General features: G+C 69.5%; 10 protein-coding genes. 5 read left to right on the top strand and 5 right to left on the bottom strand.

Features of this window, described 5'->3' with window-relative positions; genetic code table 11:
* Window positions 1-29: 29 nt before the first annotated feature.
* Complete coding sequence (locus ACWFRJ_RS26500; protein ID WP_453535835.1) at window positions 30-1223, bottom strand: RtcB family protein; 1194 nt, start codon at window positions 1221-1223, stop codon at window positions 30-32.
* 182 nt (window positions 1224-1405) lie between these two features.
* Between ACWFRJ_RS26500 and ACWFRJ_RS26495 the strand changes: the two genes are divergently transcribed.
* The 3 genes from ACWFRJ_RS26495 to ACWFRJ_RS26485 all read left to right on the top strand — a co-directional run bounded on the left by ACWFRJ_RS26495 (window position 1406) and on the right by ACWFRJ_RS26485 (window position 4833).
* The gene (locus ACWFRJ_RS26495; RefSeq protein WP_453535833.1) at window positions 1406-2266 is read left to right on the top strand and encodes a DUF3558 domain-containing protein; all 861 of its coding nucleotides are present in this window, start codon (window positions 1406-1408) and stop codon (window positions 2264-2266) included.
* Window positions 2267-2382: 116 nt separating this feature from the next.
* On the top strand, window positions 2383-3252 hold the full coding sequence (locus ACWFRJ_RS26490) for a DUF3558 domain-containing protein (RefSeq protein WP_453535830.1): 870 nt from the start codon (window positions 2383-2385) through the stop codon (window positions 3250-3252).
* Between the two features lie 150 nt (window positions 3253-3402).
* On the top strand, window positions 3403-4833 hold the full coding sequence (locus ACWFRJ_RS26485) for a DUF2637 domain-containing protein (RefSeq protein ID WP_453535827.1): 1431 nt from the start codon (window positions 3403-3405) through the stop codon (window positions 4831-4833).
* On the opposite strand, the gene ACWFRJ_RS26480 is transcribed toward ACWFRJ_RS26485, so the two are convergent.
* Window positions 4830-5039 (bottom strand): hypothetical protein, encoded by a 210-nt coding sequence (locus ACWFRJ_RS26480; protein WP_453535824.1) that lies wholly within the window; start codon window positions 5037-5039, stop codon window positions 4830-4832. The two genes, ACWFRJ_RS26485 and ACWFRJ_RS26480, sit on opposite strands and share 4 nt — an antisense overlap.
* Before the next feature lie 352 nt (window positions 5040-5391).
* Window positions 5392-7146: a lysine--tRNA ligase gene (gene lysS, locus ACWFRJ_RS26475; RefSeq protein ID WP_453535821.1), complete on the bottom strand. Its 1755-nt coding sequence runs from the start codon at window positions 7144-7146 to the stop codon at window positions 5392-5394.
* 158 nt (window positions 7147-7304) lie between these two features.
* On the opposite strand from lysS, the gene argS reads away from it, so the two are divergent.
* A complete protein-coding gene (gene argS / locus ACWFRJ_RS26470) occupies window positions 7305-9086 on the top strand; it encodes an arginine--tRNA ligase (protein WP_453535818.1) in 1782 nt (593 codons plus the stop codon).
* Window positions 9087-9155: 69 nt separating this feature from the next.
* Here argS and ACWFRJ_RS26465 read toward each other — a convergent pair whose 3' ends face one another.
* Entirely contained in the window at window positions 9156-10400 is a 1245-nt protein-coding gene (locus tag ACWFRJ_RS26465) for an aminotransferase-like domain-containing protein (protein WP_453535815.1), read from the bottom strand.
* 124 nt (window positions 10401-10524) lie between these two features.
* Complete coding sequence (locus tag ACWFRJ_RS26460) at window positions 10525-11889, bottom strand: helix-turn-helix domain-containing protein (RefSeq protein WP_453535812.1); 1365 nt, start codon at window positions 11887-11889, stop codon at window positions 10525-10527.
* Between the two features lie 193 nt (window positions 11890-12082).
* Here ACWFRJ_RS26460 and ACWFRJ_RS26455 point away from each other — a divergent pair, with 193 nt between their 5' ends.
* Complete coding sequence (locus ACWFRJ_RS26455) at window positions 12083-12613, top strand: DUF4232 domain-containing protein (protein WP_453535809.1); 531 nt, start codon at window positions 12083-12085, stop codon at window positions 12611-12613.
* Window positions 12614-12677 lie beyond the last annotated feature (64 nt).

The raw sequence follows: 12677 nt of genomic DNA, 5'->3' as shown, positions 1-12677 counted from the left end.
ACATCTTCATGTCCGGGCGGGTTCTCGGTTCAGCCCTTGACGCAGACGACCTGCTTCAGCTTGGTCACGACCGCGACGAGGTCCTGCTGATGCTCCATGACCTGCTCGATCGGCTTGTAGGCACCGGGGATCTCGTCCACGACGCCGGAGTCCTTACGGCACTCGACGCCCTGCGTCTGCTCTTCCAGATCCCGCACCGAGAAGCGCTTCTTCGCCGCGTTACGGCTCATCCGCCGCCCCGCGCCGTGCGAGGCCGAGTTGAAGGCCTTCTCGTTGCCGAGGCCCTTCACGATGTACGAGCCCGCGCCCATGGATCCCGGGATGATCCCGTAGTCACCGCTGCCGGCCCGGATCGCGCCCTTCCTGGTGACCAGCAGGTCCATGCCCTCGTACCGCTCCTCGCTCACATAGTTGTGATGGCAGCTGATCTCCGGTTCGAACGACGGCTTCGCCTTCTTGAACTCCTTGCGGACCACGTCCTTCAGGAGCGCCATCATGATCGAGCGGTTGTACTTGGCGTACTCCTGAGCCCAGAAGAGATCGTTCCGGTATGCCGCCATCTGCGGGGTGTCCGAGACGAACACCGCGAGATCACGGTCCACGAGGCCCTGGTTGAACGGGAGTTTCTGCGCGACGCCGATGTGGTGGTCCGCGAGCTCCTTGCCGATGTTCCTGGACCCGGAATGCAGCATGAGCCACACCGAATCGGCTGTATCCACGCAAACCTCTACGAAGTGGTTGCCCGCTCCGAGCGTCCCCATCTGCTTCGTCGCCCGCTCATGACGGAACTTGACCGCATCGGCGATCCCGTCGAAGCGCGACCAGAAGTCACCCCAAGCGGACGTCCCGAACCCGTGCAGCCGCCCCGGATCAACGGCGTCGTCATGCATCCCACGCCCCACCGGAATCGCCTGCTCGATCTTCGACCGAAGCCGCGACAGATCGCCCGGCAGATCGTTCGCCGTCAGGGAGGTCCTGACCGCCGACATGCCACAGCCGATGTCGACCCCCACCGCGGCGGGGCACACCGCACCCTTCATGGCGATCACCGAACCGACCGTCGCGCCCTTGCCGTAGTGGACGTCCGGCATGACGGCCAGGCCCTTGATCCAGGGCAGGGTCGCCACGTTCTGGAGCTGCTGGAGTGCCACGTCCTCGACCGAGGCCGGATCCGTCCACATGCGGATCTGTACCTTTGCCCCTGGGACCTCCACGTACGACATAACGTCCTCATTCCCCCGTAGTTGAACAGAAGTTCTCAAAGTCTCTTAGCGCAAATACCGGAGCCAAGGTCCATGAAAGGGACGACGGACCGGCGTCCACGGCATTGCGTGCGATACACATTGTGTCCACCGGTCGCCCACCAGCGGCAACCGAATATCCCCGGCCAGAAGGAGCCCACACGGTGCAGCGGAAGGCCTACGTACCGGGCATCGCAGCCCTCCTCACGGCGCTGCTCGCCGGCTGCACGGGCGGGGGCGCGCTCGGCGGTGAGCCGGACGACTCGAAGCCCGGCGACACCGGCGGCACGACAGCGGCCGCCGAGCCCGGCAAGTACCGCACGCTCCGCGAGCCCTGCAGCCAGGTCGACTCCGGCTCGCTCGACTCGATGCTGCCCGGCATCAAGGAGATGACGGACGAGAGTCAGCAGGAGAAGGCGTACGAGGGTGTGCCGACCGTCACGTACGACACCGACCGGCGCGTGGGCTGCCGCTGGAAGGTGGAGTCGTCGGACGCCACCCACCATCTGCTCGTCGACTTCGAGCGCGTCGTCTCGTACGACACCTCCGTGAGCGACGACACCCGCGCGACGGAGGTCTACTCCTCCAAGGCGCAGAAGGCCGATCTGTCCGCGCCCTCCGGCACCGCGACCTCCGAGGGGGACACGCCGTCGGAGACCGAGTCAGGTACGGACAAGTCCAGCAAGGGTGACGAAAAGGGCCCAGGCAAGGGGAAGGGGAAGGGTGACGCGGGCGACAGTGCCGCCTCCGGAGAATCCCCGCAAGACGCCGTCACACCCCTCGGCCTCGAGCCCCGCATCCTCGACGACCTGGGCGACGCCGCCTTCCTCGACGACGCCCTGACCACGTCCGCGTCCGCGACCCGGCACCGCACCGTGACTGTGGTGTTCCGCACGTCGAACGTCATCGTGACCGTCGAGTACGACGAGCAGCCGGGGCGTCGCACAGACATCCCCGACAGCAAGGAAATGCAGGACAAGGCGCAGGAACTGGCCGGAAAGCTGGCCGACAGGTTCAGCGATTAGGGACGATTTCGGGGGGTGCCCGGCTCTTTGGAAGCGGAGTCGTCCGCGTCGGGCACGGCGTACCGTGGCCCATCGAACCGACGACAGCCGTCTTGAGCGACTTGAGTGAAGGAACCATGCACCGACCAGCACAGCGACTCACCCGCATACTCACCTGCGCAGCCGCCGTACCGGTGATCCTCATTGCCTCCGGCTGCTCCTCCGACTCCGACTCGGGCTCGGACGGGGCCAAGAAGGACTCGGGCTCGAAGGCTTCCGCCTCGGCCTCGGGCAAGGGCGAGGACAAGGCCGCGAGCGTGGAGAAGGCGGCGTTCAGCAAGCTGCCCGAGCCCTGCGAGGTCCTGTCGAAGAAGTCGCTCGACGACCTCGTCCCGAAGGCCAAGGACAAGTCGGGCAAGGCGGGCACGTCCGACGACACGTCCGCGCGCGGCACCTGCTCCTGGGACAGCCTGGAGAACAACGGCGTCGACGGCTCGCAGTTCCGCTGGCTGCGCGTCTCGCTGATGCGCTTCGACTCGGACGCGTCCCTCGGCAGCGGCGCCAAGCGCGCCCAGAACAACTTCGCCAAGCAGGTCGCGGACGCGCAGGCGACGGACGGCGCGAAGAGCGTCAAGACGGAGCCGGTGCCCGGGATGGGCGACCAGACGACGGTCGTGCACTACGACCTGAAGAAGGACAAGGAGAACTTCAAGCAGCAGACGGTCGTGACGCGCGTGGAGAACGCCGTCGTCACGATCGACTACAACGGCGCGGGCCTCGCGGGCGACAAGGCGCCGAGCTCGAAGGACCTGTCCAAGTCCGCCGAGAAGGCCGCGAAGGAGGCCTCGGAAGCGGTCGTCTCCGCGAACAAGGCGGGCGGCGCCTCCTCCTCCCCCTCGAAGGGCTCGGACGACTCCAAGTCGGACGACTCCAAGAAGTCCGACAGCTCCAAGAAGTCCGACGACCCCAAGTCGGACTCCAAGTCCAGCGACAAGCCCAAGAGCTGACGCCGGGCGCGCGCAACTCGCTGCGCGGCCAAGGCAGTTGTGGAGCCCGGCCCCTCTGGCGGCCGGGCTCCTGCCGTACCGGCACACCGTGTTCCGCATGCGTGTGCCAGGCTGTCGCTCGCAACAAACCGAACAGGGAGGGGTTCGCGGGTGGCCGCGATGCAGCTGACACGCACGCACCGAATACTCATCGGCGTGGTCGTCGCCGGTGCGGTCGTCATCGCCGCGATCGGTTTCGCGGGGTCGTACACGGCCGTGCGTGACCTGGCCGAGCAGAAGGGCTTCGGCGGCTTCTCGGTGGTCTTCCCGATCGGCATCGACGCGGGCATCTGCGTCCTGCTGGCCCTCGACCTGCTGTTGACGTGGATCCGCATCCCCTTCCCGCTGCTCCGCCAGACGGCGTGGCTCCTGACGGCGGCGACGATCGCCTTCAACGGCGCCGCGGCCTGGCCGGACCCGCTGGGCGTGGGCATGCACGCCGTCATCCCGATCCTGTTCGTGGTCTCCGTCGAGGCGGCGCGGCACGCGGTGGGCCGGATCGCGGACATCACGGCCGACAAGCACATGGAGGGCGTACGCCTTACGCGCTGGCTGCTCTCCCCCGTACCGACGTTCAAGCTGTGGCGCCGCATGAAGCTGTGGGAGCTGCGCTCCTACGAGCAGGTCATCAAGCTGGAGCAGGACCGCCTCATCTACCAGGCCCGCCTCCAGGCCCGCTTCGGCCGCAACTGGCGCCGCAAGGCCCCGGTGGAGTCCCTGATGCCGCTGCGCCTGGCGCGCTTCGGCGTACCGCTCGCGGAGACCGCGCCCGCGGGGCTCGCGGCGGCGGGGATCGAACCCGCGCTGCTTCCGCCTGCGCCGGTGCCGGTGCCGGTGCCGGTGGCGGCGCCCGCGGAGTCTCAGCAGCCGGAGCTGGCGGCGGCGCCTGCCCAGGTGCCTGTGCCGCCGCAGGCCGAGCAGCAGGTGCCCCAGCCTGAGCAGCAGCACGCCCCCGACGCCGAGGCCGAGGCCGAGGCGGCGCAGGTGAACCCCTGGTTCGCGGCTCAGCAGCCTTCGTACGTTCCTGAAGAGCCGCACGACCAGTGGTACGCGGACCAGCAGGCGTACGCGGATCAGCAGGCCTATGCCGACCAGCAGGCCTATCTGGAGCAGCAGCAGGCGTACTTCGACGAGCACGGCAACCCTGCGCCTGCTCCTCCCGAGTCCGAGTTCCAGGTCCCCGCGGGGCCCGGCCGCACGCGCCCGCTCGGCGGTCAGCACCTGATTCCGGGTCCGCGCGAGGAGCAGGCTCCCGAGGGCCAGACCCAGGAGGACGGGCCGGAGGAGCTGGGGCCGCTGCCCGAGTCGTCCGGCCTTCCGGACGACGTCACGCGCGAGGAAGCGTACTTCGCCGCGTTCCGCAAGTACGTGAGCGAGCTTGGGGGCTATCCCAACGCCCGCCAGTTCGGCCTGTACTTGATGGACCTGTACGGCATCACCGGCCAGGCGGGCGGCCCTCCCGCAGAGAGCACGCTGCGCCCGTACCTGCGTGATTTCCGGGGGCGTTACCAGGAGGACCTGGACTCGGAGTACAGCACTTAGCCGCTGCTGCGGGCGCGGCTCTTGCTGCTCTCGCCCCAGATGGCGAGGGCGGCGCCGACGATGAACAGGGCGAGGTATCCGGGGGTGGGGATGTCCCACCACTTGTGGAGTAGGCCCCACGGCTTGTCCCCGAAGATGCGCCCGCCGGCGCCAAGGGCCCCCTGAATTCCGGCGACCCATCCGACGATGGAGATGATTTCCTTCATACGTCCACGATCACTCGCCCCGGGGCGCTGTTCATCCTGCCCCGGAGTGATCCCCCTGTAATCCAAAGGATGCAGCGCCCCTCCACCCGGGCCCTCGCCGCCCCACGCCGCGCGGCCTGAAGCTGCCCCTCGCCGCCCTCTCCCTTACGCCCCTTGCTTCGCGACGTAGCTCATGCCGCCCCCGACAAGCCCGCCGCTTCGCGGCGGATTTTTCCCCGCCCACCCACCCGATTACCCGGGGTACTCGGGTGGGTGGGTGGGAGACATCCGCCGCGAAGCGGCGGTTCAGTCCGCGGCACGCGAAAAGGGGCGCCGCCCAAGTAATTGGACGGCGCCCCCATCTGCGTAAGCGCTACGCGCCAAGCAGCTTGCGTACCCGCTCCGCGCCCACGGCGAGCAACAGCGTGGGCAGCCGCGGCCCCGTCTCCCGGGTCACGAGGAGGCGGTACAGGAGAGCGAAGAACGAGCGCTGGGCGACCTTGATCTCCGGGGGGAGTTCCTTGGCCGTCGCGTCCGGGGAGAACCCGGCCTGCACCTTCGGCACGCCGTACACCAGGTGCGTAAGACCGTCGAGGGACCAGTGCGAGTCCAGGCCCTCCATGAGCAGCCGCAGCGACGCACGCCCCTCCTCGTCCAAGGACGAGAGAAGCTCCGTGTCCGGCTCCGCCCGCACGATCGTGCGGGCGTCGGCCGGGACCTGGGTGGTGATCCAGTTCTCGGCGCGGTCGAGCCGAGGCCGCGCCTCGTCGAGAGACGAGATCGGGTCCGACGGGTCGAGGTCGCGCAAGATCCGCAGGGTCTGGTCCTCCGCACCCGCCGTGACGTCCGCGACGGACGCCAGCGTCCGGTACGGCAGCGGACGAGGCGTAGAAGGCAGCTCACCCGCAGCCGTGCGCACCGCACGCGAGTGCGCCGCGGCGTCGGCGGGCAGCGCGGACCCGTCGGCGACCTTCGCGTCCAGCTTGTCCCACTCGTCGTAGAGCCGCTGGATCTCCTGGTCGAAGGCGATCTTGAAGGACTGGTTCGGCCTGCGGCGGGCGTAGAGCCAGCGGAGCAGCGGCGCCTCCATGATCTTCAGCGCGTCGGCCGGGGTCGGCACGCCGCCCTTGGAGGACGACATCTTCGCCATCCCGGAGATCCCCACGAACGCGTACATCGGGCCGATCGGCTGCACGCCGTCGAAGATCTCGCGCACGATCTGCCCGCCGACCACGAAGGACGACCCGGGAGACGAGTGGTCCACGCCGCTCGGCTCGAAGATGACGCCCTCGAACGCCCAGCGCATGGGCCAGTCGACCTTCCAGACCAGCTTGCCGCGGTTGAACTCGTTGAGGTGGACCGTCTCGGTGTGACCGCAGTCCGCGCACACGTACGAGAGCTCGGTGCTCTCGTCGTCGTACGACGTGACGGTGGTCAGGTCCTTCTCGCACGCGCCGCAGTACGGCTTGTACGGGAAGTACCCGCTGCCGCCGCCGCTGCCGTCGTCCTCGCTCGCGGCGCCCGAACCCTCGGCGGCCTCCAGCTCGGCCTCGTCGACCGGCTTCTGCGACTGCTTCTGGCCGCCCTTCCCGGGGGCCTTCTTGGTGCGGTACTGGTCCAGGATCGCGTCGATGTCACCGCGGTGCTTCATCGCGTGCAGGACCTGCTCGCGGTAAACGCCCGCGTTGTACTGCGCCGTCTGGCTGATCCCGTCGTACTCCACGCCGAGTTCGTCGAGCGCCTCGGTCATCGCCGCCTTGAAGTGCTCGGCCCAGTTCGCATGCGCGGAACCGGCCGGGGCGGGCACGGAGGTGAGGGGCTTGCCGATGTGCTGGGCCCAGGACTCGTCGATGCCGGGGACACCGGCCGGGACCTTGCGGTACCGGTCGTAGTCGTCCCAGGAGATCAGGTGCCTGACCTCAAGACCGCGCCGCCGGATCTCGTCCGCGACCAGGTGCGGGGTCATGACCTCGCGGAGGTTGCCCAGGTGGATCGGGCCCGAAGGAGAGAGACCGGAGGCGACGACGACCGGTTTGCCCGGGGCACGACGCTCCGACTCGGAGATGACCTCGTCCGCATAGCGGGAGACCCAGTCGGTGGTATCGGTGCTCTGAGCCACGATCGGCACGCCTCTCTCTTCTTCTGATCTTCTTCTACGTGAGTACCGCTGGTACCCGCTTGACGGACCCATTCTCCCAGCTCCACCCGCAACCGCGAAAACCGCTTTTCCTTGCATGGGATACTTGCCGGGTCTATCTGCACCTCGAGGAGAACGGCATCCACTCCATGGCCTCGGTCACGTCCCTCACCGCCTCCGTCCACCAGCGCCTCGCGGACGCCCTCTCGGCTGCCCTGCCGGAGGCCGGTTCCGCCGACCCGCTGCTGCGACGAAGCGACCGGGCCGACTACCAGGCCAACGGGATCCTGGCCCTCGCCAAGAAGGCGAAGGCGAACCCGCGCGAGCTCGCGACGAAGGTCGTGGACGCTCTGCCCGCCGACGACGGCATGATCAAGGACGTCGAGGTCTCGGGCCCCGGCTTCCTGAACGTCACGGTCACCGACAAGGCGATCACCGAGAACCTCGCCGCGCGCGCCGCCGACGGCGACCGGCTCGGCGTGCCGTTCGCGGAGAAGGCCGGTACGACGGTCGTCGACTGGGCTCAGCCGAACGTGGCCAAGGAGATGCACGTCGGCCACCTCCGGAACTCGGTGATCGGCAACTCCGTCGTCAAGATCCTCGAGTTCACCGGCGAGAAGGTCGTCAGCCGCCACCACATCGGCGACTGGGGCACCCAGTTCGGCATGCTCGTGCAGTACCTCATCGAGCACCCGGACGAGCTGGGCCACAAGGCCGCGGACGGCTCCGACGACGACACGGCGGCGGGCGAAGAGGCCATGTCCGGCCTCAACCGCGTCTACAAGGCGTCCAAGGTGCTCTTCGACTCCGACGAGGACTTCAAGACGCGGGCCCGGCGCCGGGTCGTCGACCTCCAGGCGGGCGACCCCGAGACCCTCGCGATCTGGCAGCGGTTCGTGGACGAGTCGAAGGTCTACTTCTACTCGGTCTTCAACAAGCTGGACGTCGAGATCCGCGACGAGGACATCGTCGGCGAGTCCGGCTACAACGACATGCTGGCGGAGACCTGCCGCATGCTGGAGGAGTCCGGCGTCGCGGTCCGCTCGAACGGCGCGCTGTGCGTGTTCTTCGACGACGTGAAGGGCCCGGACGGCAACCCGTCCCCGCTGATCGTCCAGAAGTCCGACGGCGGCTTCGGGTACGCGGCCACCGACCTCTCCGCGATCCGCGACCGTGTCTTCAACGTCAAGGCGGACACGCTTCTGTACGTCGTCGACGCGCGGCAGTCCCTGCACTTCAAGATGGTCTTCGAGACGGCGCGCAGGGCGGGCTGGCTGACGGACGGCGTCAAGGCGGTGCAGCTCGGCTTCGGCACGGTGCTCGGCAAGGACGGCAAGCCGTTCAAGACGCGTGAGGGCGAGACCGTACGCCTCATCGACCTCCTCGACGAGGCGATCGAGCGGGCGTCGGCCATCGTCCGCGAGAAGGCCCAGGACCTCTCCGACGAGGAGATCGCCGAGCGCGGCGCCCAGGTGGGCATCGGCGCGGTGAAGTACGCGGACCTGTCGACGTCGGCGGTGCGCGACTACAAGTTCGACCTGGACCAGATGGTGTCGATGAACGGCGACACGTCGGTGTACCTCCAGTACGCGTACGCCCGTATCCAGTCGATCCTGCGCAAGGCGGGCGACGTACGGCCGAAGGCGCACCCGGAGCTCGAACTGGCCCCCGCCGAGCGGGCGTTGGGCCTGCACGTCGACCAGTTCGCGGAGACGGTCGCCGAGGTCGCCGGGGAGTACGCACCGCACAAGCTGGCCGCGTACCTGTACCAACTGGCGTCGTTCTACACGACGTTCTACGACAAGTGCCCGGTCCTGAAGGCGGACACCCCGGCCCAGATCGAGAACCGCCTGTTCCTCTGCGACATCACGGCCCGCACCCTGCACCAGGGAATGGCCCTGCTCGGCATCAGGACCCCCGAGCGCCTCTGAAGCCCCGTCAGGGGCGCCCCGTAAGGGGCGCGGGGAACTGCGCGACCAGCCACACACGGCCCGCAGGTCTCAGCCCACCAGTGCGCCCCCGAGCCTCCGCAGTCCCTCGGCGATCTCGTCGGGGGACTGCGTCACGAAGCACATCCGCAGGGTGGCGGGGTCGGGCTCACCGGCGTAGAACGGCGCCCCGGGCACGTAAGCCACGAGATGCTCGACGACCTCGGGCAGCAGGGCCCCGGTGTCGTACCCCTGAGGCAGCGTCGCCCAGACGAACATGCCGCCCTCGGGCCGAATCCACCGTGACCCCTCGGGAAGCGCCTCCCCGAGCCCCGCGAGCAACGCGTCACGCCGCTCGCGATACGCCCCCGCGACGCGGGCCACGTGCGCATCCAGGTCGTTGTCCGCCAAGTACCGCGCCGCGGCGAGCTGGTTGACGGTGGGCGTGTGCAGGTCCGCCGCCTGCTTGGCCACCGCGCACGCCCGCAGCAGCGCCGCGGGCCCCCGCAGCCAGCCGAGCCGCAGCCCCGGCGCCATCACCTTCGAGAAGCTGCCGAGCAGGACGGTGCGGTCCTGTGCCCCCGGGTACGTCGCGATCCACGGCACCCGCTCGCCCTCGAACCGCAGCTCCCCGTACGGGTCGTCCTCAATGATCCACAGTCCGCGCCGCGCGGCCACGGCGGCGATCTCCGCGCGCCGCCCCGCGGGCAGCGTGCGGCCCGTCGGGTTCTGGAAGGTGGGGACGGTGTAGAGCAGCTTCGGCCGGTGCGCGGCGACGAGTTCGTCGAGAGCGGCAGGGTCGATGCCCGCCTCGTCGCACGGCACGGGCACCACGCGGGCGCCCGCGAAGGCGAAGGCCTGAAGTGCCGCCAGGTAGCAGGGGCTCTCGACGAGAACGGTGTCGCCGGGCTCGACGAGCGCCGTCGCGAGCAGCGAGAGCGCCTGCTGCGAGCCGGTGGTGACGAGCACGTCGTCCGCGTCGGTGGGCAGCCCGCGCGCCGCTGTCCGGGCGGCGATGGCGGTACGGAGAGCGGGCTCGCCCTCCGTCGTGGAGTACTGCAGCGCCGTGCCGGGCGTCGACGTCAGGACCGCCTGGAACGCGGCGGCGACCCCCGCCGCGTCGAACAGCTCGGGCGCCGGGAGCCCGCCCGCGAAGTTGATGACCTCGGGGCGCGCGGTGACCGCGAGGATCTCCCTTACGGGCGAGCCCCCGACGGCGGCGGCGCGGGCCGCCAACGCGGGGACGGGGGCCGGGGCTTGGGCCTGTTCCTGCTCTTCTCCCCCGGCTGTGGGAACGGGGGCGTCGGTGAAGGTCATCTGCGGCTCCTTTGCTTCCCGGCAGCGTAAGGAACCGTATGCCGCTTACAAGCATCATTCCGGGATACGGACGTGACCGGACGTGACCGGACGTGACCGGACGTCCCGCCCTTACACCCCGCCTCTACGCAGGCGGGTCAGGCACGTTGTCGTTGTCCCGATTCGTCTTCGTCCACTTCTTGCTGTTGAGCGAGAACGCGTAGACGGAACGGCCCTTGTCGCCGCTCGTGGCGAACGGCTTGCCCGTGTCGTCGATGCGCACCGTGCCGTGCCGGGAGCCGCTCGACCACTCCAGTTCCAAGTACCAGCGCACGTAGCGGGTGTTGGCGGTCGCGTTGATGTAGAACGCCTCGGGGTCGCTCGCGCTCACCGTGTAGGGGAAGCCGCTGTCCCCTTCCAGCGGGGTCGGCCGTGGCACCGACGCGTCCAGGTTGACGCCGAAGGAGTGCTGGGGCACCTTGCCGCCGCAGCCGACGCCGAGGTACCCCATCTTGTAGTTGTTCCACGCGAGCGGCGCGCTGGTTCCCGCGACGCGGACGTGCAGGGACTCCAGGACGACGGTGTCCTTGCCCGTGCCCTGGACGGTCAGCTTCACGGTCTGGTCCCGTGCGGAGACCGCGCCGTTCGCGGACACCCAGCCGGGGGCGTCCTGCTCGTTGGGGGGCGGGGAGAGGCCGGCGGGGTCCTTGTCGACGAGGTAGGGGTGGCCGCAGGGCTCGTCCCAGTACTGGGCCTGGGTGGAGACGGTCACCGGGACACCGCCCTCGCCTGCCCCGCCCTTGCCGCCGTCCCCGGTGGTGGGGGCCCCGGTCTCGCCACCGGAGCCCTTGCCCTCATCGCCCTCCGGCTTGTCGGAGCCCGTCGCCTCCTTGCCCGCCTTGCCCTTCTCGGACTCCTTCGCGGACTTCTTCCCGGAGGGCGAGGCGGACTTGGCGCCGTCCGGGCCCTCCTCCCCGCCGTCGAAAGCACTCGGGGTGTCGGTGGCCACGTGGTCGCGGCCCCCCTTGTCGTCGGCGGCCTGTACGGCGACGGCGGTGGCTCCGAGCGCGAGTACGACTCCGGCGGCGACGAGCACACGCGCCCTGGGCAGCCTTCTCCCCTCGCGCCGCCCCGCCGTGGGTGCCGCGCCGATCACGATGCCGGGCGCCGCGGCGTCGGCGGCCGGGGTGACGGGGTCGGGGGCGACCACGGGGTCGGGCGTCGCGGCGGGCGATGACTGCTCGCCCTCCTTGCGCTCGCCTCTCGACGCGTCGGCCAGGATCCACCGCCGGTGGACCTCGACCATCTCCTCCCGCGAGGCCTCGCACACCCGGGCGAACCGCTCCAGCGGAGCGAACTCCGTCGGTACGGCCGAACCGCTCACATATCGGTGCAGAGTCGACGTCGACACATGCAATCGCTTGGCCAGTGCCCCGTAACTGAGCCCCGACCTCTCCTTCAGCTCTCGCAGCAACTCCGCGAGATCACCCGCCCCCACGCTCTCTCCCATCCCGTCCATCCGTTCCGAGGAACGGAGTTTTCGCAGACCACAGCCGTAGGAACGTCCCGACGTCCCCAACTGCCGTGCCGCGCTGGCCGCCGGGACAGAACCCCGCACAAGCTCTGGGTCATCCAAGCACGCCGCATCCGGGAGCCTTCGGGCGCGACTCACGTCTCCCGCGTCACACCGAAAGAGACAAGCCATGCGACTCACCACCAAGGCAACCGCCGCCGCCGCGGCCCTCACCGCCGCTCTCTCGCTCACCGCGCTCGGCAGCGCCGCGTCGGCCGCGACGCCCGCCGCCAAGTCGGCGCCGGTCACCTGCACCGCCGCCACCACGAAGGTGACCGTCGAGCAGGTGAGCAACCCCATCAACCACCTGCTCCTGAAGGCCAAGAACACCGGCACGAAGGCCTGTTACGCGTACGGCGCCCCGTACCTCCGCTTCGACGACGCACAGGCCGCCACGCAGTGGCTGGACGACAGCGTGCCGCAGGCGGTCGTCACGCTGGAGCCGGGCCAGAGCGCGTACGCGGGCATCGCCACGTCGTCGCCGGAGGGCTCGAACGGCTACCAGGCCGACAAGCTGGGCGTCACCTTCTCCAACCGCGGGATGAACGGCGGCGCGGGCGGCACGGCGGCGGCCAAGCTGCCGGCGGGCGGCGTGTACCTGGACGACTCGGCGTTCGTCACGTACTGGCAGACGTCGGCGTCGGACGCGCTGATGTGGTGAGCGCAGGCCGCTGACCGCGAGGCCGGGGCCCCGGGAAGAACCCCGGGAACGACAAACGCCCCCG

It is taken from the genome of Streptomyces sp. NPDC055239 (genome assembly GCF_053606205.1).
The sequence above is the reverse complement of the archived record's forward strand: the minus strand, read 5'-3'. Positions and strand labels throughout refer to the sequence as shown.